The organism is Mesorhizobium sp. U510 (genome assembly GCF_059180695.1).
Window position 1 is genome coordinate 931,238 of sequence record NZ_CP180532.1, and the last position, 18,758, is coordinate 949,995.

Annotated in this window: 19 protein-coding genes and 1 pseudogene; 8 read left to right on the top strand and 12 right to left on the bottom strand. The window is 64.0% G+C overall.

Annotation, left to right across the window (positions count from 1 at the left end; translation table 11 throughout):
• Window positions 1–168 precede the first annotated feature (168 nt).
• A complete protein-coding gene (locus ACLGL5_RS06545) occupies window positions 169–1,338 on the top strand; it encodes a flavin-containing monooxygenase (protein ID WP_069090603.1) in 1,170 nt (389 codons plus the stop codon).
• 73 nt (window positions 1,339–1,411) lie between these two features.
• On the opposite strand, the gene ACLGL5_RS06550 is transcribed toward ACLGL5_RS06545, so the two are convergent.
• Both ACLGL5_RS06550 and ACLGL5_RS06555 read right to left on the bottom strand, forming a co-directional pair.
• Entirely contained in the window at window positions 1,412–1,636 is a 225-nt protein-coding gene (locus ACLGL5_RS06550) for a hypothetical protein (RefSeq protein ID WP_069090604.1), read from the bottom strand.
• Window positions 1,637–1,894: 258 nt separating this feature from the next.
• A complete protein-coding gene (locus tag ACLGL5_RS06555) occupies window positions 1,895–3,898 on the bottom strand; it encodes a PhoX family protein (RefSeq protein ID WP_069090605.1) in 2,004 nt (667 codons plus the stop codon).
• Window positions 3,899–4,172: 274 nt separating this feature from the next.
• On the opposite strand from ACLGL5_RS06555, the gene ACLGL5_RS06560 reads away from it, so the two are divergent.
• Window positions 4,173–4,790, top strand: a complete 618-nt coding sequence (locus ACLGL5_RS06560; protein WP_069090606.1) for a hypothetical protein — start codon at window positions 4,173–4,175, stop codon at window positions 4,788–4,790.
• A 187-nt stretch (window positions 4,791–4,977) separates the two neighbouring features.
• Here ACLGL5_RS06560 and ACLGL5_RS06565 read toward each other — a convergent pair whose 3' ends face one another.
• Together ACLGL5_RS06565 and ACLGL5_RS06570 are read right to left on the bottom strand one after the other, a co-directional pair.
• A complete protein-coding gene (locus tag ACLGL5_RS06565) occupies window positions 4,978–5,640 on the bottom strand; it encodes a response regulator (protein WP_019862240.1) in 663 nt (220 codons plus the stop codon).
• The gene (locus tag ACLGL5_RS06570) at window positions 5,637–7,028 is read right to left on the bottom strand and encodes a sensor histidine kinase (RefSeq protein WP_027047576.1); all 1,392 of its coding nucleotides are present in this window, start codon (window positions 7,026–7,028) and stop codon (window positions 5,637–5,639) included. The genes ACLGL5_RS06565 and ACLGL5_RS06570 overlap by 4 nt, the downstream gene beginning before the upstream one ends.
• 171 nt (window positions 7,029–7,199) lie before the next feature.
• Here ACLGL5_RS06570 and ACLGL5_RS06575 point away from each other — a divergent pair, with 171 nt between their 5' ends.
• The 4 genes from ACLGL5_RS06575 (at window position 7,200) to ACLGL5_RS06590 (ending at window position 10,693) form a co-directional block, all read left to right on the top strand.
• On the top strand, window positions 7,200–7,538 hold the full coding sequence (locus ACLGL5_RS06575; RefSeq protein WP_019862242.1) for a hypothetical protein: 339 nt from the start codon (window positions 7,200–7,202) through the stop codon (window positions 7,536–7,538).
• 28 nt (window positions 7,539–7,566) lie between these two features.
• A complete protein-coding gene (locus ACLGL5_RS06580; RefSeq protein WP_064982293.1) occupies window positions 7,567–8,277 on the top strand; it encodes a phosphatase PAP2 family protein in 711 nt (236 codons plus the stop codon).
• Window positions 8,278–8,572: 295 nt separating this feature from the next.
• Window positions 8,573–8,851: a helix-turn-helix domain-containing protein gene (locus tag ACLGL5_RS06585; protein WP_010912541.1), complete on the top strand. Its 279-nt coding sequence runs from the start codon at window positions 8,573–8,575 to the stop codon at window positions 8,849–8,851.
• Between the two features lie 66 nt (window positions 8,852–8,917).
• The gene (locus tag ACLGL5_RS06590) at window positions 8,918–10,693 is read left to right on the top strand and encodes a SulP family inorganic anion transporter (RefSeq protein ID WP_083246499.1); all 1,776 of its coding nucleotides are present in this window, start codon (window positions 8,918–8,920) and stop codon (window positions 10,691–10,693) included.
• A gap of 13 nt (window positions 10,694–10,706) precedes the next feature.
• Here ACLGL5_RS06590 and ACLGL5_RS06595 read toward each other — a convergent pair.
• Together ACLGL5_RS06595 and ACLGL5_RS06600 are read right to left on the bottom strand one after the other, a co-directional pair.
• A pseudogene (locus ACLGL5_RS06595) lies at window positions 10,707–11,437 on the bottom strand (haloacid dehalogenase type II).
• A gap of 83 nt (window positions 11,438–11,520) precedes the next feature.
• Complete coding sequence (locus tag ACLGL5_RS06600) at window positions 11,521–12,447, bottom strand: DMT family transporter (RefSeq protein WP_064982323.1); 927 nt, start codon at window positions 12,445–12,447, stop codon at window positions 11,521–11,523.
• Between the two features lie 207 nt (window positions 12,448–12,654).
• On the opposite strand from ACLGL5_RS06600, the gene ACLGL5_RS06605 reads away from it, so the two are divergent.
• Window positions 12,655–13,545, top strand: coding sequence for a LysR family transcriptional regulator (locus ACLGL5_RS06605; RefSeq protein ID WP_019862247.1), 891 nt, complete (start codon window positions 12,655–12,657; stop codon window positions 13,543–13,545).
• A 38-nt stretch (window positions 13,546–13,583) separates the two neighbouring features.
• On the opposite strand, the gene ACLGL5_RS06610 is transcribed toward ACLGL5_RS06605, so the two are convergent.
• From ACLGL5_RS06610 to ACLGL5_RS06620, 3 genes are all read right to left on the bottom strand, one after another.
• Window positions 13,584–14,210 (bottom strand): DNA-3-methyladenine glycosylase, encoded by a 627-nt coding sequence (locus ACLGL5_RS06610; RefSeq protein WP_069090608.1) that lies wholly within the window; start codon window positions 14,208–14,210, stop codon window positions 13,584–13,586.
• Window positions 14,189–14,569: a nuclear transport factor 2 family protein gene (locus ACLGL5_RS06615; RefSeq protein WP_064982325.1), complete on the bottom strand. Its 381-nt coding sequence runs from the start codon at window positions 14,567–14,569 to the stop codon at window positions 14,189–14,191. The genes ACLGL5_RS06610 and ACLGL5_RS06615 overlap by 22 nt, the downstream gene beginning before the upstream one ends.
• A 118-nt stretch (window positions 14,570–14,687) precedes the next feature.
• Window positions 14,688–15,548, bottom strand: a complete 861-nt coding sequence (locus ACLGL5_RS06620) for an SMP-30/gluconolactonase/LRE family protein (protein ID WP_494372888.1) — start codon at window positions 15,546–15,548, stop codon at window positions 14,688–14,690.
• Window positions 15,549–15,661: 113 nt separating this feature from the next.
• Here ACLGL5_RS06620 and ACLGL5_RS06625 point away from each other — a divergent pair, with 113 nt between their 5' ends.
• Window positions 15,662–16,459, top strand: a complete 798-nt coding sequence (locus ACLGL5_RS06625) for a helix-turn-helix domain-containing protein (protein WP_069090610.1) — start codon at window positions 15,662–15,664, stop codon at window positions 16,457–16,459.
• A 6-nt stretch (window positions 16,460–16,465) separates the two neighbouring features.
• Here the strand turns inward: ACLGL5_RS06625 and ACLGL5_RS06630 are convergent, their stop codons facing one another.
• The 3 genes from ACLGL5_RS06630 to ACLGL5_RS06640 are packed head-to-tail and all read right to left on the bottom strand — an operon-like array spanning window position 16,466 to window position 18,742.
• Window positions 16,466–17,272: a C40 family peptidase gene (locus tag ACLGL5_RS06630; RefSeq protein WP_069090611.1), complete on the bottom strand. Its 807-nt coding sequence runs from the start codon at window positions 17,270–17,272 to the stop codon at window positions 16,466–16,468.
• A 55-nt stretch (window positions 17,273–17,327) separates the two neighbouring features.
• Window positions 17,328–18,272: a CHAD domain-containing protein gene (locus ACLGL5_RS06635; RefSeq protein WP_069090612.1), complete on the bottom strand. Its 945-nt coding sequence runs from the start codon at window positions 18,270–18,272 to the stop codon at window positions 17,328–17,330.
• Complete coding sequence (locus ACLGL5_RS06640; protein WP_019862253.1) at window positions 18,269–18,742, bottom strand: CYTH domain-containing protein; 474 nt, start codon at window positions 18,740–18,742, stop codon at window positions 18,269–18,271. Before ACLGL5_RS06640 ends, ACLGL5_RS06635 begins: the two co-directional genes overlap by 4 nt.
• Between the last annotated feature and the right edge of the window lie 16 nt (window positions 18,743–18,758).

Genomic DNA, 18,758 nt, shown 5'->3' on the forward strand with positions numbered 1-18,758 from the left:
CCGTTCCATGTCGTTGGTTTAGCCGCATTTGCGCGACGGGAGTTGTTTGCGCCCTGGCGGCGCAAGGCACTTGAGCGCACCGATCCGCTGTTGGGTTTGCGCGCGATCAAACGGTTACAGCGTCCTGCGAGCTTGTAGAGCGGGCGGTTGAATGGATTTTGAAAGCGAATGGCAGATACGACAACCAGATCGAAGGTGGAGCAGGTGGCGGCGATCGAGCCGGCGATTGTCATTGGCGCCGGCGCCGCCGGACTGGCTGTCGCGCAGGCCCTGATCAAGGCCGGCGTGCCGGTGGCGATCCTGGAACAGGAGAGCCGGCTGGCCGAACCCTGGCATCGGCGGCACCAGCAGCTGCATCTCAACACCCATCGCGATCTCTCGGCGCTGCCCGGCCTTTCCTTTCCCGGGGGTACGCCAGCCTTTCCACCCAAGAGCGTCGTCATCCGCCATATGAACGATTTCCGCGAGGCGAACCAGTTGCCTGTGGAGTTCGGCGTTGCCGTCGAGACCCTCGTGTTCAAGGGCGACCATTGGCTGGTGCGCACCAGCGCCGGCTCGCGTCTGGCGCGTCATGTCATCGTCGCCACCGGTCGTGACAAGGAGCCCTTCACGCCGCAGTGGGTGGGCATGCAGGCCTTCGCGGGCCGGATCATCCATTCGGCGGATTTTGGCGACGCCAAGTCCTATGCCGGCAAGAAGGTGCTGGTCGTCGGCGCCGGCAATTCGGGCTTCGATGCCCTCAATCATCTGGCCGGCGTGGATACGGCTTCTCTCTGGCTGTCGGCCCGCAATGGCCCCGCCCTTCTGCCCAAGCGGATCGGCAAGATCGCCGTGCACCGGCTTTCGCCGCTCATGGCGCGCTTGCCGCTGCGCGTTGCCGATGCGGTGATGGCCGCGACGCAGCGGCTGGTTTTCGGCGATCTCACCAAATTCGGCATGCCGCCCGCGCCGTCGGGCGGCGCCAGCCGCCTGGCCTCGGACTACACCGCGATTGCCGCGGATGACGGTGCCGTCGACGCCATAAAGTCTGGCAAGATTACCGTGGTGCGGGCGATACGAGAATTCACCCGCGATGGCGTGATCCTGGCCAATGGTCGCCTGATCGATCCCGATATCGTCATTGCCGCCACGGGCTACCGCACCGGGCTGGAGCGCATGGTCGGCGATCTCGGCGTGCTCGACGGCAAGGGTGTCCCGCTCTTCAACGGCGGTGAAGCCGACCCGAAACTGCCCGGCCTGTGGTTCACCGGTATGCGGCCGAGCATTCGTGGCTGCTTCGCCAATGCCGCCATTTTGGGCAAGGCGATCGCCAGGCGGATCGCCGGCGCGGGCCGCTAGCGCAATTCCGGGAAGTGTGAGCGCTTTCCCTTGGGAATTGCGTCGAAACAAAGAGCTCTAGCGACCTGACGCCTCACGCCGATTTCGGCTCGAGCCGGCGGAAGCCGACGGCTTGCATCAGCATCTCCCCGTCGACCATGCCGGCATTGTGCAGCGCGAGCAGGGTGAGCGCGATCTCGCGTGCTTCCGGCGAATCGGGCTGAGCTGTGCGCCGCAGGCAGACTTCGTCAAAGACGCGCTGCAGCCTGGCGATGTCGCCGGGCTTGAGCAGGCCCCGGTCATAGACTGACTTCGACATGGTGGCGGGCTCCGGGAAACGACCCAATTCATCTCGCCCAAAAGCGGGTCCGGTTTTGGGCGTACGACATGCACAAGACAAAGACCTAACGCGCGTCGCACGAATCCGTTTCGACGCGCGTTAGGGCGCCACCAGTAAATTGCCGATCTTTCCCGAGGCTTGAACCTTGGCGATTGGCGGAAACATCCATCGACGTTGGGGAGGCGGTCCGGCACGCAGGGCTCGGTCAAATCCGCTGCGTGCTCCAGCCGCCTGATATCACACCGCGATCTTGCCGCCGCCTTGCCTGGTGATGGCGACGACCGACGGCCGCACCGGCATTTCGGACTTGAAGTCCGGCCAGCGCGTCGACGGATCCTCATAGTAGGACGGCCGGCCGAAGCCTTCCCAATCCTCGCCGCCATCGCCCGGATGCTGGACGGCAACGAAGGCGGTCCGGTCGTCGGGCGCAAACAGCGGGCCGCACATTTCCGCGCCGATCGGCACGCGGAAGAACAGTTTCGAAGTTGCCCGCGCAGCCCCCTCGGTGTCGACCGCCCACAAGCCATCGGTGCGGCCGGTGGCCTTCGGGCCTTGGCCGTCGGTAGCGACCCACAGGCGCCCGGCCGAATCGACCGCGCAATTGTCGGGCATGCCGAACCAGCCATGGGCCGTCGTCGCCGTCGAGAAGGTGGCGCCGACATCGGCAACCGACGGATCGCCGCATTTCAAAAGCACTTCCCATTTGCCCTTGGCGGCCGTGAAATCGCCGTCGGTCTCGGTGATCTCGATAATGTGGCCGAAGGCATTCTCGGCGCGCGGATTGGCGGCGTCGACCTGGTCTGCCTTGCGCTTCGAATTGTTGGTCAGCATGACATAGACCTTGCCGTTGACACCATTGGGCTGGATGTCCTCGGGCCGGTCCATCTTGGTGGCACCGAGCAGATCGGCGGCGCGCCGCGTCTCGATCAGCACGTCGGCCTGGCTGCCAAAGCCGTTTTCCGCCGTCAGCGGCCCCTGGCCGAAGACGATCGGCAGCCAGTCGACCGTGCCGTCCTCGGCGAATTTGGCGACATGCAGCGTGCCCTCGTCGAGCAGGTCCTTGTTGGCGGCATGGTCGTTGGCGTTGAACGTGCCCTTGGTGACGAATTTGTAGACATAGTCGAAGCGCTCGTCGTCGCCGAGATAGAAGACGACGCGGCCGTCCTTGGCGACGATGGATTCGGCGCCCTCATGCTTGAAGCGGCCCATGGCGGTGCGCTTCCTCGGTGTCGATGTCGGATCGTTGACGTCGACCTCGACGATCCAGCCGAAGCGATTGGGTTCGTGCGGCTCCTTGGCGAGGTTGAAGCGGTCGTAATGCGCGCCCCATTCATAGGCACCTTCCGGAATGCCGAGCCGCTTGTAGTTGGCGGCTTCCTTGTGGCCCTCGGGCAATTCGCCGGAGAAATAGCCGTGGATGTTCTCCTCGGCCATCACATAGGTGCCCCAAGGGGTGACGCCGCCGGCGCAATTGTTGAAAGTGCCGAACACTTTCGTGCCGGACGGGTCGGCATTGGTCTTGACGCGGTCGTGGCCGGCGACCGGGCCCGACAGCGCCATTTCGGTGGTGGCGGTGATGCGGCGGTTGAGCTTGCCGTCCCGCACCACTTGCCATTTGTCTGACACCTTGCGGATTTCGACGATGGTGCCGCCATGCGCCGCCATCTCGACATCGACCTGCTCCTTCGAGAGCGGCGCGACCTCGGCCTTCTTCTTCCCGTCCTTCTCGACGATCGAAACGATGCCCGGAAACATCAGATGCGGGTTGGTGTATTCGTGGTTGACGACGAGCAGGCCGTGCTCGGCCGAGCCGTCGATCGCGATGTAGCCGACATAGTCGTTGTTGTAGCCAAACTGTCTGGCCTGCGCCTCGGCCGACTGTTTCGTCGGGTCGAACTGCGGCGAATCGGCAAACAGCGGATCGCCCCAGCGCAACAGCACGTCGGCGTCGTAGCCCGGCGCGACATGATGCTTGTCGTCGATCCCGGCCTCGAGCTCGTCGAATTTGAAGGCGGAGCCTTCCGCGGCGCGGGCATCGTCGGCGGCGATCATGGCCAGCGGGCCGACGGTCGCGGCGATCGCCGAGACGGCGAGCGATCCCTTCAGGAATCCCCGGCGCGGGAACCGCGCGGCGATGATCTCGCCCATGGTGCGGTTGTCGGTGGGGTTGGTGGCCGGTCCTTCGTTTTCCTCGAGCAGGCTGGTGCGGAATCGGGCGTCGGGAGAGCGATGTTCGGTCACGAAGGGCCTCTGGCTTTGGAGTGGCTGGAGCTTTTTTGTCGTCTTTCGACCCCTACAGACAACTGATCACATTTTCGTGACATCATACCTGCTCCGCCGCTCCACGCGAGATGATTGTCACCGTGACATCGGACTTTAGTCCAACCTTGCGCTTGCAAAAGTCCTGGAGGACAAACGCAACGGTCGGAGGTCGCTTCCGGCCAATACATCTTTCGGCGATGTTGCTGTTTGCAACGTTGGGGTGGGCGCGCCGGCTCAATCGACGGAGATCAGGATGCACGGATCGATCACGGCCCGGTGCCGCCGGCTGACGGTCGTTTCGGCGGCTGCTCTGGCGCTGACCATCATTCCCTATCGAATTGCCCTGCACGGCTCCGCCCCCGGAATCGACGCCGCATCAGCACAGGCCGCCAATGGCGGCAATGGCGGCGGCAACGGTGGCGGTGGCAATGGCGGCAACGGCGGCGGCGGCAGCGGTGGCAACGGCGGTAATGGCGGCAACAGCGGCGGCGGTAACGGCGGTAACAGCAGCGGCGGTAACGGCGGTAACAGCGGCGGCGGTAACGGTGGCAACAGCGGCGGCGGTAACGGCGGTAACAGCAGCGGCGGTAACAGCGGCAACGGAAATGGAAACGGCGGCAATTCCGGAACGGATGGCAGTGGTGACAACTCGGCATCCGGCAAGGGACAGAGCGACAAAGGCGTCAGCCATGTCAACGCCGCGACCGGTGACAAGGTCTCGGTGAGCGGCAACAAGATCACGGTCACACATCCCGACGGCATCACCGAAAAGATCGAAAACGGCCGTTTCAAAATGAAGGATGCGCTGGGTCGCACGATCATCGACCGCCGGGCCACGCCGGCCGATGTCAGCCGTCTAAAGGCCTTGTGAAACTGGCTAGCAGGCAACGGCCGGTTTCACACGTCACCTCCGCCGCCCCCGGCAGAGGTGATCTTCCCTTGTCCGGCCCTTGCGCGGGTCCGCAATGGCCTGACTGTTTGTTTTGCCGCGATTCCCAAGGGAAAAGCGCCATGCGCTTTGCCCGGGAAACCCGTTTCACACTTTTCCTGGAATTGCTCTAAGAGCGGTTTCTGTCCCGGTCGCGGAACTCGCGCACCATGAGAGCCGCTTCCGTGCGGTTTCGCACATTGAGTTTGGACAGCACCCCGGTCATGTGGTGCTTGACCGTCTTTTCCTGCAGCTCCAGGCGCAAGGCAACCTCCTTGTTGCTGAGCCCCTCCGCCACCAGCCGCAGGATTTCCGTCTGCCGTTCAGTCAGTTGCCGCAACCGGTCCGCCACGCCGTTGGCAGATTGCGGGGACTGGAGATCGGAAAGCAGCCGTGCCGACAGCGTCGGCGTAAGGTAGCCCTCGCCGGCAGCCACATTGCGCAGGATGTCGGCGAGCGCGCGCGATCCGACGCCCTTGAGGATATAGCCCTGCACGCCTGCGTTCAGCGCCGTGGTTACATCGGCATTGGTCTCCGAAACCGTCAGCATGACGATCTTCTGGGCAGGATGGTCGGCGAGGATGCTGACAACCGCGGACAGGCCGCCGCCCGGCATGGAGATGTCGAGCAGCAATATGTCAGGCTGCACCGTCGAGGCGATGCGTTCGGCATCCTGCGCTGTCGCGCCTTCGCCGACGATCTCGAAACCTCCGATCTCCGACAGGCTGCGCGTCACGCCTTCGCGAAACAGCGGATGATCGTCGACAATAGCGATGCGGATAGCGCCAATCATGCTTGCTCCTCGATCGAAAGACTGATCACCAATCGCGTGCCTTGCGCTCCGGTCAAGGTCTCGAACTGGCCGCCAATGCTTTCGACCCGCTCCCTGAGGCCGGCGAGCCCCAACCCGTCGACCCGCGCCGGATCAAAACCCGGCCCGCCGTCCGACACTTCGACAAAAAGCCTGCCATTCTTCATCCCGGCCCGCACCGTCTGATCCTTGGCCCGCCCGTGGCGATAGGCATTGTTCAGCCCTTCCTGCACGAAACGATAGATGCTGATCTTTTCGGAAGTGCCGAGCTCAGGCAAATGCCTGGGCAGCGTGAGCAGCACGGACGTTCCCGTCCGGTGCTGATGTTCGTCGACCGCCATCCGCAATATGTCCGTTGCCGCGGCCGTTTCGATCTGCGGCAAGACGAGACCGGTGCAGATACCGCGAATTTCGCGCATCGCATCCTCCAGCGTCTTGCGGATCATCGCGACCTCGGTCGCGCGGTTTTCGCCCCAATGGCCGTCGCCGGAGAATACCGGGCTGTCCATGCGCAGCGCCGCCAGGGCCACGAGTTGCGCCGGTCCGTCATGCAGGTCGGCACCGATCCGGCGCAAATATCGTTCGTTGAGCGCGGTGGCGCGGCGGGACGCCCTCTGCACACGCTGCCGCAAGGCGCTGTTTTGCGTCACCAGGCCTTGCAACTCCGACACCTGGCGGCGCAGCGCCCCGCGCTGATCGTCGATGGTGCGGCTGGCGCGCAGCACGATGCTCGACAGGAGCAGAAAAGCCGTCAGGGTGGTGCCGGCCACGATCAGCCAGCTCGACAGCAGGGCAGAGGCCAGCGTGGCCTTGAAATCAGTGGCGACCTCGAAGAATTCGGTGACGGCCACCACCTCGCCCGACCAGGGTTCGCGCACGGGATTGTAGATCTCCAGCAATGGCACGCCCGCGGCCTGCTCCTTGCTTTCGGTTTCGTCGAACGTATCGAATTGGGCGGTGACGTTGCCCTGAAAGGCGGACCGCAGATCGTCGGTCAGATCAAAGCGGCGGCCGATCAAAGTTGCATCTTTCGCGTAGAGCACGGTGCCGTCCCGGCGCCAGAGCCTGAACGAGACCAGGCGCTTGCCGAGCGCGCCCTGGCCGAGCGTCTCGTCGAGCGCCTGCTTGACGGACTCGCTGAGCTCCTCGCTCTTGCGCAGGTCCGGCAGCAGCGGCGCGATCACGCTGTCGACATAGAGCGCCGTCGTGGCTGCCGAATTGCGGGTGACGCCGTCCCGGATCTGCGACGTCACCCAGGCACCCACCACCAGCATGACGGCCAGCAGGCCAAAGCCGCCGGCAACGAGGAATTGCAGGGCAAGCGAAAGCTCGCTCCAGCGCCGCGCCAAATTCTGCAGAATGCGAATCATGATCCCCTGACCGCCCTTCCATCGAACAGCTGGGCGACATCGCACATTGAGCCTCAGTCTTGCCGTTGCCAAGACCCTGTCGTTAGAACGAGGTCGCTTGACGTCTCGAGGCGCTTCGGAAACAAGGTCCGCGGCACATGCGGCGGCAGCCGCTTCGAGGGGGATGGGACGTTGAGTTTTTCGGGACTGCTGCAGCTTGGCTTTTCGACGGTGATCTTCCTTTTGGCGGCGACCGCCGCCAAGCAATGGGGACTGGCGCCGAGCCTCGGCAAGATCCTGTTGACGCTCGCGCTCTATTCGCTGGGCAATCTGATCATGCTGCGGCTGATCCGCGAATTCGGCATGTCGGTGTCGTTCAGCCTCTCGGCGGTCATCCAGCTGGTCTCGGTCAACGTCGTGGCGCTGGTGTTCTTCGGCGAGCGCGTCAACGCGCTGCAGGCCACCGGCATCGTGCTGGCGATCGCCGCAGTGGCGCTGATCACGCTTGGGCCCTATCTGCAGGGGCGTTGATCGAGATGAAGATTGCGACACCGGCCCGATGAAAGACACCGCAAGCACCCTGCTCAACCGCATCGAATTCCCGGTGCTGCTGGCCGGCCTGGTCATCGCCGGCGGCCTGTGGGGCTTCGTGGAGCTCATGGAGGTGGCGCGGGCAACCGCGTCGCACGCCTTCGACACCGAAATCCTGCTTGCCTTCCGCCAGGTTGGCCAACCGGCAATCCCGATCGGCCCATCGTGGCTGGAAGGCGCGATGCGCGACATCACCAGCCTCGGCAGCGCCAGCGTGCTGGTGCTGATCACGACGGCAACGATCCTCTATTTGCTGTTGATCCGCCGGCCGGGGACGGCACTTCTCATCTTCGTCGCCGTGGCCGGCGGCCAGGTGCTGTCGAGCCTGCTGAAGGTCGGCGTCGACCGGCCGCGGCCCGAGCTCGTTTCGCATCTGGTCAGCGAGACGTCGCTTTCCTTCCCAAGCGGCCACGCCATGCTGTCGGCGGTGACCTATCTCACGCTTGGTTCGCTCGCGGCGCGCTTCCTGCATGGCAGGGCGACGAAGATCTACGTCTTGTCGCTGGCCGTGCTGACGACGGTGCTGGTCGGCGTCAGCCGCATCTATCTCGGCGTCCACTGGCCGTCGGATGTGCTGGCCGGCTGGTGCGCGGGCTTCGCCTGGGCGATGCTGTGCTGGCTGGTGGCGCGTGTGTTGCAGCGCCGCAAGGTGGTGAGCGACGATGCCGATGGCGCCTGACCGCACCCTCGGGCTTGCGCTCAGATCAAGCGGTTGATGAGGTGTCCACCACAGCCTGCCAGAGCCAGAACCATCGAAAGCAGGCATGCGGATGTCATCAAGGTCTTGAAAATATTCACCGCGTTACCCCCTGCCCAGATGGGCAGCACCCTAGCCTGCAATCCTCGGGAAGTATCGGAAAAAATGGACAATCAGGCGAAGGCGCTTACGCCTCAGACATTCATATTGATGCTTGAAACATCATGACAATGGTATTATACCTTATTCCTGCAGACTCAGACATGGGGTCCGGCCGATGATCACTGCCGCGCAGATGCGTGCCGCAAGGGCCTTGGCCGGCATCGACCAGAAGACGCTCGCCGAACGCGCAGGCGTTTCGCTTCCGACCATCCAGCGCATGGAAGCGAGCGATGGCGTGGTCCGGGGCGTGGTCGATACGCTGATGAAGGTCATCCAGGCGCTCGACGAGGCCGGGGTGGAGTTGATCGGCGAGAACCAGGCCAGCGAGCGCGGCGGCAGGGGCGTGCGCCTCAAACCCGCCGTGCCGCCAGATCCCAGGGCTGAGCCGGCATAAGTCGCGACGGCGACCGCCGACATTCCTGCCGACGATCCCGCCGCCTTCATGTGCGGAAGGCAGTCCATGGATCAGACACGGCAGGCAGTGCATCAATCGACCCAAAGGTCGGCCCACAAATCAACTCGTGGGTCGGCCCAAGGGTCGGCCCAAGGGTCGGCAAGCCCGACATTTGCCGAATTGTTCACGCCCAAACTGGTGACGGTCTGGCGCGAAGGTTACCACCTGCCGCAGTTCAAGGCCGACTTCATGGCCGGGCTGACCGTCGCCATCGTGGCGCTGCCGCTGTCGATGGCGATTGCGATCGCCTCCGGCGTGACGCCGGAGCGCGGCCTGTTCACAGCCATCGTCGGCGGCTTCATCATCTCGGCATTCGGCGGCAGCCGCTTCCAGATCGGCGGGCCGGCCGGCGCCTTCATCGTGCTGGTGGCGGCGACCGTCCAGCGCGAAGGTGTCGATGGATTGCTTCTGGCAACGATGATGGCCGGCGTGTTCCTGCTCGCCATCGGCTATCTCAGGCTTGGCACCTACATCAAATTCATCCCCTATCCGGTGACGGTCGGCTTCACCGCCGGCATTGCGATCATCATCTTCTCCGGCCAGATCGTCGAATTGTTCGGGCTTAAGCTTGCGGGGCCGGAGCCGGGGCCGCTGCTGCCGAAATTGATGGCGATCGGGCAGGCGGCTGGCACGGTAAACATCTCGGCGACGCTGGTGGCGGTGCTGACCATCGTCACCATTGTCGCGGTGAAGCGCTGGCGGCCGGGCTGGCCGGGCATGCTGATCGCCGTCGGACTTGCCTCGCTGGTGGTGGCGCTGCTGGCGTTGCCGGCTGAAACCATCGGCACGCGCTATGGCGGCATTCCCCGCAGCCTGCCGTTTCCGACGCTGCCGACGCTCAGCATGGGCAAGATCGTCGCGGTGCTGCCGGACGCCATTGCCTTTGCCCTGCTCGGCGCCATCGAATCGTTGCTGTCGGCCGTGGTTGCCGACGGCATGACCGGCCGGCGGCACCGTTCCAACTGCGAGCTGGTGGCGCAGGGTTTCGCCAACATCGCATCCGCATTGTTCGGCGGCATCTGCGTCACCGGCACCATCGCCCGCACCGCCACCAATGTGCGGGCCGGCGCGCATGGGCCGGTCTCGGGCATGCTGCATTCACTGTTCCTGCTGGTCTTCATGCTGGTGGCCGCGCCGCTGGCCAGCTACATCCCGCTTGCCGCGCTTGCCGGCGTGCTGGCGGTGGTCTGCTGGAACATGTTCGAGAAACAGGCCTTCGCGACGCTGTTGCGCGCCTCGCGCGGCGACGCGCTGGTGCTGATGGCGACCTTCCTGATCGTCGTCTTCCGCGACCTGACCGAAGGCATCGTCGTCGGTTTCGCGCTGGGCTCGATCCTGTTCATCGACCGCATGGCCAAGTCGATCGCTGTCGAGGCGGATCTGGTGCAGGACGATGTCGCCGACAGCAGCGGTCGCGCCTATGATGCCAGCGAGGCGAGCGACGTCGACACCGTCGTCTACCGCATCTCGGGCGCCTTCTTCTTCGGCGCCGCTTCCACCGTCGGCGGCGTGCTCGACCGCATTGCCGACCAGCGTAAGAATTTCATCCTCGACTGCTCGGCGGTGCCTTTCTTCGATTCGACGGCCGCCAATGTCATCGAAAGCGCGGCCCACAAGGCCAGGCGCGCCGGTGTGCGCTTCATCATATCGGGTGCCTCTCCGCAGATACGGCGCACCCTGATCAACCACGGCGTCAAGCGGCCGCTGGTGACCTATGCCGCTTCGATCAGCGATGCGCGGGCGCAACTGACGGTTCCGCCGGCGGTTGATGCCACGCAATAGGCAGCCTGGCGGCTCAGAGGCCAGCGCCCCGTATTTCTTCAGCGTGCGCCTTCACGAGGTCGGCCATGCTGTCGAAGCGAAAATCCACCGTCGGTGCATCGCCGGGGTTCATCGTGGCGCCGAAGCCCTGATCCGCATGCCGGCGATAGATCCAGCACGATGTCAGGCTGAAGCGATTTGCGGGAGCGTGATCGTGAAACATGCTTTCCGCGGTGTGTAGGACCTCTCGCTTTTCTACCCCGATTGTACCGAGCTTTTCGAGCATATAGTCGAAGTTCCGGTCGGAGGGCTTGTAGGAGCCGATATCTTCCGCCGTATAGATCGCGTCGAAATCAACGCCGAGCTTCTTGTTGCTGAACGAGAAACTTTCGTTGTCGACGTTGGAGAGGATGATCAGCTTGTAGTGCTTTTGAGGTACTGCAAGGCTTCCGCGGAGTCGGCGAAAGCCGGCCAGTCCCTCACGCTTTCCCCATACGCCACGCATTCCTCTCGAGTGGCGACGACACCCCACTCCTCCGCAAGTCGCTTGTAAACGATCGGCAGGAGGTCGCGGTAGCGTTTCCCCGGCGTCCATTTCTGTTGACTGGATTCGTGCCGGGCGTGCGCCTCGAGGATCTCGTTCCGGCTCAAGCTGCGGGCAGCCCTTTCTGTCAGCGGCTTCAGGCCGGCGATCATGCCGGACTCCCAATCGATCAGGGTGCCGTAGCAGTCGAAGGTCAGGGCTTTGAATTCTGTGAGTTTCATGAAACTACCTCCTTTGAAGTCCCTGGGTGAAGCGACACTGACGTGGATCGCCATCAATCATCAGGTCGATTTCGCCTCGGCGACTAGCCGACATGATGCTGACTGAGCTGAAAGTCCTTCGACGCTGCGCTGCCCGACGAGATGAACCAGACGCCGGACAGCGTCACCGCAAGGCCAGCCAGCATCGCCTTCGAAAGCGGCTCGCCGAACATCGACCAGCCCCAGAGCATCGTCACGGGTGGGCTGAGATAGATCACGCTGCTGACCTGTGAGGCCGTGTAGAGGCGCAGGCTTGCGTAGTACGTGCCGTAGCAGAAGAAGGTCGAAAACAGCACCAGCCAGGCGATGCCGAATCCGAACCTGGCATCGAGGGGCGGCATCAGCCCGCCATTCCATCCGGCGCAAGCGGCGAAAAGGACTGCTGCCGTCAGGCATTGAATGCACAGGCTCTGATGAATGGGCATATTGATCGTCCCCATCCGCTTCTGCACCACCGTTGCCAGCGCCAGAACCATCATGGAAGCGACTGTCAACAAATATGCCCAGGCCGGGGCCGTCCCGAGGCTCAGGCTGTCCAGCGAAACGATGAGAACGCCGGTCACTCCGAGAGCCGTTCCGATCCACTGTCTCCCGGTCAATCGGTGTCCCAGAACCGGCTGCGACAAGGCCGCGATGGCGAGCGGGACAAGATCGGAAATCAGCGCGACAAGGCCGGTCGGCACGCGCTGGCCGATGGCAAGCGCGAATCCGCCGAGATAGAGGAACATCGTCGCCACGCCGAAGACCATCTGCTGGACAAGGGCACGGGCGTTGACGCGCGGTCCGATCAGGAGAGCAAATGGCACGAGGATCAGCCCGGACATCAAGGTCCGCCAGAACAGCACCAGCATGACATCGGCATTCTCGCTGGCGTAGCGGATGCCGACGAAGCCGGAACTCCAGCTTACGACCAGCGCCGTCGCCATTGTTGGCCACACGAGGCGATGGATCCTGGTTTGCGGGAGCGTCATGAAATCTCTCTGTTCAAGCCGGCCCGTGACCCCGAAGCGGAGCATGGCCGACGTGGCTCAGACCATTGAAGGCTCCAGCGCGTGTTTGCACATGACAAATTTCGATACGATCATGAAGCAGTCAGAAAAATCGCCATACTGGCTTGCCTGAAACGCATCGGAGGATCAGAAATTGGCGCGTCTCTTTGGTTTCGAGCGAGGATTGTCATGACCGGACTGATGAGCCGCCGCTTGGATGTCGACGCCTTGCGCGCACTAGTCGCGATCGAGAAGCACGGCGGCGTCACGCGCGCGGCCGAGATTCTCGGCCTGTCACAGTCGGCCGTCAGCCACAAGATCAAGAGACTCGAAACGAGTCTCGACTGCGAAATCCTCACCCGGAAAGCAAACGCGCCGATGTTCACCACGGCCGGACGGGACCTGCTTGGCTATGCGCGGCGCATTCTGGGCATCCATGACGAGGCGGTCCTGAGCCTGTCGAAAAGCTCTTTGCAAGGCAAGATCGCGCTGGGAATGACCGAGGATACCACCTGCACGGACCTTTCGCGCATTCTTGGCCGGTTTCGCCGGCTCTACCCGGAGGTGAGCGTCCGCACGCAGGTGCGCATGAGCCTCGTCTTGCAGGAGCAGCTCAGCCAGGGAGCCCTTGACGCCGCCATCATCCAGGTATTCCAGCACGAGGTCCGCCCCGCCGACATCCTCCTGTTCCGCGAGACGCTGCATTGGGTGAAATCTCGCGACCTGGTTCTGTCGAACGGGAAGCCGGTCCCATTTCTTTCCTTCGATGAGAATTGCTTTTACCGGCGCTGGGGCATCGACGTCGGGCAGGACGAGGATACGGTGTTGGAGACCGTGTTCGAATGCTCCAGCGCGGCCGGGATCATTGCAGGCGTGACCGCGGGGCTCGGCGTGGCACTCCTGAGTCAGCGGTACCTGCAGCCCGACATGGAGATTGTCGACAACACATTCCCCAAGCCGCCAGACCTGGCCTATGTCATCAGGCGCGCGCGCACCCCCAGGAACCCCGCGCTCGAGACTCTGGTCAGGGAGATCGAGGCTGAGGTAAAGCGTTACGGGACGCTGCAAATTGCCGTCTAGAGCTTAAGCGCGGCGCGCTGCGAAAGCTGGCTGGTCTGTTATTTCTGAAGCGATCTCGGACCGCTGACGAACGGGCTTCCCCTGACATAGAACCGCAGCAGCCGGTCCGCATCCTTGGTAATGCCGATCCTGATGCCTTGCCCGATCTCGCCGGCCTTTTGGCCGTCCTTCGCCAGCCATAGCGGCCCTTTCCGGCAGAGGTCGAGCCCGTCGAGCGACCGATCGATCCGCAGCGCCGCGGCCAGCCTGCCCGGTCCGCGCGCCAGGTCGCGCAAGCGCTCGACGCCGCGATTCTGACGCATGATGGCGATGCCCTCGAGTGGCTCGAGCGCCCGGATCAGCACGCCCGTTCCGATTCCTTCCGCCTCGCTCGAGACATTCAGCATCATGGAGACGCCATAGGCGAGATAGACATAGGCGTGGCCGCGCTCGAGAAACAGCGAACGGTTGCGCGAGGTCATCCCCCTGAAGCCATGCCCGGCGGCGTCGCCGACGACATAGGCCTCCGTCTCGACGATGCGGCCGCTGACCATGCCCTCCGGCAAATCGCGCACCACCAGCTTGCCGATGAGGAAGCGGGCTAACGCAGCCGTATCATCAGGCAGCTCCGAACGAGCGATCGGCGGATGATCTTCCCCATGGCTCACGGCATGCGCTCGACCCATTGAGCACGCGACGGCCCCGGCTCGAACGGGTCGCTGAAATACTGGGTCTCGCGCGCCACCTTGCCGTCGAGGAACTCCATGATGCTGACTGTATAGGAGGGCCGCCCGTCATAGGTCAGGACATATTCGGTGACCCAGAGACCATCCGTGCCGGTGATCCGCCGCACGGCAAAACGCTTGCGGTTGGGCTGCGCGGCGCGGGAGGCCTGGATGTTGCGCCGCCCGTGGATGCGCTCGCCGGATTGCGGATAGTCAAGCACCGCATCCTCCCGATAGATCTCATGCTCTGCCTCGAAATCACCGGCATCCGAGGCGGCCCAGTGACGATCCAGAGCCACGGGGATGTCCCGGTCTTCCATGGCAATGTCTTCCATCGCAATCCTCCTTGACCGTCACCGTGGGATGGACTGTCGTAGCACGGTCCATCCCACGGCTGTTAGCCAGAGGTCGCGCGGATCGACCCTGAGGCGCCGGCTCTCAGTCCAGCTTCAGCGCCGCGATTTCGCCCTCGTTCATGAGCGGCACATAGAGGATCGACTTGCCGTCGGTGCCGATGTCGGCGCTGCCCGGCTTGAAATGCGCCACCGCTTCCGGTGCGCCACCGGCCTTGTATCGGTAAAGCGTGCCGGTCATGTAGGCGGTGGCGTAGATGGTGTCGCCAATGGCGACGACGCCATCGAGGTCGGCGAATTTCTGCGCGCCGGGCAGCGGCGAAATCGCCTTGCTTGCGAGGTCGATGGCGAGCAGCCCGCCTGGCTCCGCCGTGCTGAAGTCGGGCTTGATGCCCTTGCCCCAGGAGGCGACGATCAGCCTGTCGCCATCGGCGAAGACGCCGTTGGGCGAAGCCAGCAGCGCATCCCTGACGAACAGCTCCGGCCGGTCGCCGTCGATGCGGTAGATCGTGTCGGCCAGCATGTCGCTGACATAGACCTTGCCTGTCTGGTCCGAGGTCATGTCGTTAAGGAAGACGGCATTCGGCACCACAATGCTGGCGATCAGCTTGCCGCTGGCGAGATCGACGACGCGGACCTTGGTGATGTCGGCGACATAGAGTTTGCCGCCGGATATCGCCATGCCCTTGGGCGCATCCATGCCGTCGGTCCAGTGCTGGGTGATCGTCTTGCCGTCGAGGGAAAGCACCGAGAGATAGCCGTTGCCGTCCGCAGCGCCGGGATTGCCGACGATGTTGGAGACGATGATGCGGTTGTTGGCGGCGTCGAACAGCGCCAATTCCGGCTGTTCGAGGCCCGTGGCGCGCCAGAGCTCGCCGGCCCGGGCGACGGGTGCGGCCGTAATTCCGATGGCGGCGGCAAAGGCTGAGAGGATGAGGCGGTTCATGGCTGTTCTCCTGTGATGACAGGCAAGAGCTAGGATTTTCGATACTTTTCCGGAAGCCAGATTACCGCTAGTATCAAATATCGATACGAAACTGCCGGCAAGAGGTGCATGCCATGAACAGTCTGATCTTCGAGGCGCTGAAGCGGACGCTGAAGGCCAAGGGCGTCACCTATCGCGAGCTTGCCGAACGCATGGGCGTTTCCGAGCCGACGGTGAAGCGCATCTTCCACGAGCGCAACTGCAAGCTCGACCGGCTGGTGGAGATCTGCACGGCCGCCGGCGTCGAGCTGGAGAACGTACTCGGCTCGATGAACCGCGGGCCGGGTCCGGTCAACCACATCGCGCCCGAGATCGAACAGAGGCTGGCCGGCCGGCCGGCGCTGCTGTTCATCTTCGTCATGCTGTCGGAAAAGTTCACGCCCGAAGGCATCATGCGCTCGCAAGGCCTGAGCGAGGCCTCGATGTTCCTCTATCTGCGCGACCTCGAGGAGCTCGGCCTGATCGCCCTCGGCCGGGGTCTTTCGGCAAGATTGCTGGTCGAGACGCCGATCCAGTGGAATTTCGAAGGGCCGCTGAGGCCGCTGTTCGAGATGACCAACAAGAATTTCATCGGCTGGGCCATCACCCATATCGACAAGGAGGCGACCTTCGCCAGCTTCTCCAGGCGGATGCGGCCGGAGACGGCGGAGATGGTACGGCGCGAGGCCGAGGAGTTGGCCGAGCGCGCCAAGCTGCTCGCCCATCACGACCAGCATACGACACCCGAGGACGGGCTCACCGGCTACAAATTCACGTTTGCCTTCGGCGCGACGCCGTTCCCCGCGATCATGCCGATCGGCCCGCACCCGCGCGATGCCGGGGCAAGGCCCGACGATCGGGTCGCCAAGACACGTCGCCCCATGCCGGCCTAGCATCTGCTATTCGGCGGCCTTCGTCTCCGCGCCCGCAGGCTTGTCGTCCCAGACCATCTGCCGGTAGTCGAAACCATATTCCAGCGTCGGCTTGACGATGCGGAAAAACGGCGACAGGTCGAAGTCGCGCGGCGTGTAGAGCGAGTGGTGGCGAATGTGCAGGATTTCCTTGCGCATGTAGGTCGACTGCGCCGAAGCGCGGCCCGGCGCACGGGTGATCTCGGGCAGGATCGGGTAGTGGATCTGGCCATAGGCCTCGGCGATGAGCGAGGAGCAGATGGCCCGCGTCGGATCGCCGGAGCCGAAGGCCAGCATGCGGCGGCGCCAGCGCACCGGCACCGGCGGTGTCGGGAAGAAGTAGCGCAACATGTCGAAAATGTTCTTGAGGTCGTATCTCAGGCCAAGCTTGCCGATCATGAAGGCGACGACATGATCGCGGTCCTCCGGTGTCAGCCCGCTCGCCCGGCAGATGCGGGTGTTGTAGGTGCGATAGCGCGACAGGGGTACCGCCACGCAGCCTTCGCCGAGCGTCACCTCGATCAGCCGACGCCGCTCGGTTCCGTCCTCCGGTTCGGCCAGCGCGTCGCCGACATAGAATGCCGCATGCGACCAGGTCGACTGGGTGAGGTATTTGATAGCCGCCGAAATCTTCTGGTTGCCCTCGACCAGCAGGATGTCGCCTGGCTCCAGCGTGCGGCGCAGCGTTTCGGCGTCGGATGGGGTATAGGGCTCATAGCCGGAGGATTCTTGCTGCAGCCGGCGAGCCAGCCAGCGGCCAAGTCGATCCAGAAGCGTGTCGCCGGGCTCGGTCATGGTAGAGCGTGACTAGCACGGGCCGGCGCGGGAGTGCCAGCGCGCCGGCGTTTGGTCAGCCGGCGGAAGCGTTCGTCTCGTCATGCGGCGCCGGGCTGGCCAGGTCGTCGCGCGCCTTGCGGGCCAGCTTGCGTGTCGAGCGCTTGGGGCTGTCGCCGAACAGCTCGGCCGCCTCGGCAAGGCAGGATTTCCTCAGGCTCTTCTCCGAGCGCTTCAACAGCTTGCCGAGAAGCTTTGTGTCCTCGTGCGGACCCAGCGGCTCGTCGTCCGCCTCGAGCAGCGCGCGCATGACGAACAGGTCATGCAGTTCGCCGAGCCGCTCGCCCAGTTCATCCACCGCCTTGCGCCGCGCCTTGATCGGCGTCGGCCACAGCCTGCCCAGCAGGGACAGGTGCATGCCATGCGTCTTGGCGGCCTTGCGCAAATCATGGAAATCATTGGCTTCGCCGCGCGCGCTGGCCTTGTCGAGCGCCTTTTTGGCGCGGCGCAGAGTGACGCGTGCGCCCTCGGCCAGCACGTCGGCTGCCTGTTCCGGCTGGTCGGGCAAGGCGAGGCTTTCGATCCGCTTCATGCCGTCTTCGCAGGCAGCGGTCGCCGCGCCGATCGCGGCTTCGAGGCCGGCGCCTTCATGCAAATCGTGCTGACGGGCGACCAGCCTGTCGCGCACGGCGTCGAGCCCGCCATCGGCGCTCTCCTTGGGAAAAGCTGCGGCCAGCCGGTCGAGCGTCTCGATCAGCGCCGTCGCCTCGCGGGGGGCGGCAAGCAGCGCCGCCACGTTGCGATAGCATTGATTCTCTGTCGTGCAGAATGTTTCGTTACCGGAATGAACCAGCCGCAGCAAGGCACGCGCGCTCTTCAGCCGCTTGCGGCATTTATGCAGCCCCTGTTCCGGCCGGCTGCGCGCCGCATCCAGATGCTGGAGCGCCTTGCCGATTTCCGCGGCAAGGATGCGCCTGACCTCGCCGGTCAGCGGCAGGCGCGGGTCGATGCGAAAGCTCATGCGGCGATCTCCGGTATCCCCCCGAGGGCGAGCGACGCGTTGTAGAATTTCTGCTCGCCGGTCACTTCACGGCCGAGCCAGTCAGGCAGCATTTCGTCCGGCACATCTTCCGGAGTTTCGAGTTCGGCCACCACAAGTCCCGCCAGTGCACCGCCAAAGACATCGACTTCATAGAGATAGCCGCGATGCCTAACATGGTGACGTGTCTTCTCGATGACACGTCCGATGGCGAAGTCCAGCATCTCCAGGGCATCGGCAAGCGGGATCGGATATTCGAACTCGTCGCGCTCGCGAGCGCCGCTGCCGAATTTGAGCGTCAGCTTGGCGGAAGCGCCGTCGCTGATGCGGATGCGGACGGTTCGCCCGGGCGCCGTGGCGAGATAGAACTGTCGGATGCGGATGTCCGCCTCGGCCAGCTCCCGCCATGCGGTGCTGGAGACCAGGAACTTGCGCTCGACTTCCTTGCCCATGGCCGCGCACTAAAGC

What these genes read in the sequence shown, in the direction of transcription:
- ACLGL5_RS06590 (WP_083246499.1), top strand. Translation starts at nt 8,918, where the DNA reads ATGGATCAGACACGGCAGGCAGTGCATCAATCGACCCAAAGGTCGGCC.
- ACLGL5_RS06605 (WP_019862247.1), top strand. Translation starts at nt 12,655, where the DNA reads ATGACCGGACTGATGAGCCGCCGCTTGGATGTCGACGCCTTGCGCGCA.
- ACLGL5_RS06580 (WP_064982293.1), top strand. Translation starts at nt 7,567, where the DNA reads ATGAAAGACACCGCAAGCACCCTGCTCAACCGCATCGAATTCCCGGTG.
- ACLGL5_RS06545 (WP_069090603.1), top strand. Translation starts at nt 169, where the DNA reads ATGGCAGATACGACAACCAGATCGAAGGTGGAGCAGGTGGCGGCGATC.
- ACLGL5_RS06565 (WP_019862240.1), bottom strand. Translation starts at nt 5,640, where the DNA reads ATGATTGGCGCTATCCGCATCGCTATTGTCGACGATCATCCGCTGTTT.
- ACLGL5_RS06630 (WP_069090611.1), bottom strand. Translation starts at nt 17,272, where the DNA reads ATGACCGAGCCCGGCGACACGCTTCTGGATCGACTTGGCCGCTGGCTG.
- ACLGL5_RS06635 (WP_069090612.1), bottom strand. Translation starts at nt 18,272, where the DNA reads ATGAGCTTTCGCATCGACCCGCGCCTGCCGCTGACCGGCGAGGTCAGG.
- ACLGL5_RS06600 (WP_064982323.1), bottom strand. Translation starts at nt 12,447, where the DNA reads ATGACGCTCCCGCAAACCAGGATCCATCGCCTCGTGTGGCCAACAATG.
- ACLGL5_RS06610 (WP_069090608.1), bottom strand. Translation starts at nt 14,210, where the DNA reads ATGGGTCGAGCGCATGCCGTGAGCCATGGGGAAGATCATCCGCCGATC.
- ACLGL5_RS06560 (WP_069090606.1), top strand. Translation starts at nt 4,173, where the DNA reads ATGCACGGATCGATCACGGCCCGGTGCCGCCGGCTGACGGTCGTTTCG.
- ACLGL5_RS06550 (WP_069090604.1), bottom strand. Translation starts at nt 1,636, where the DNA reads ATGTCGAAGTCAGTCTATGACCGGGGCCTGCTCAAGCCCGGCGACATC.
- ACLGL5_RS06620 (WP_494372888.1), bottom strand. Translation starts at nt 15,548, where the DNA reads ATGAACCGCCTCATCCTCTCAGCCTTTGCCGCCGCCATCGGAATTACG.
- ACLGL5_RS06625 (WP_069090610.1), top strand. Translation starts at nt 15,662, where the DNA reads ATGAACAGTCTGATCTTCGAGGCGCTGAAGCGGACGCTGAAGGCCAAG.
- ACLGL5_RS06640 (WP_019862253.1), bottom strand. Translation starts at nt 18,742, where the DNA reads ATGGGCAAGGAAGTCGAGCGCAAGTTCCTGGTCTCCAGCACCGCATGG.
- ACLGL5_RS06585 (WP_010912541.1), top strand. Translation starts at nt 8,573, where the DNA reads ATGATCACTGCCGCGCAGATGCGTGCCGCAAGGGCCTTGGCCGGCATC.
- ACLGL5_RS06570 (WP_027047576.1), bottom strand. Translation starts at nt 7,028, where the DNA reads ATGATTCGCATTCTGCAGAATTTGGCGCGGCGCTGGAGCGAGCTTTCG.
- ACLGL5_RS06615 (WP_064982325.1), bottom strand. Translation starts at nt 14,569, where the DNA reads ATGGAAGACCGGGACATCCCCGTGGCTCTGGATCGTCACTGGGCCGCC.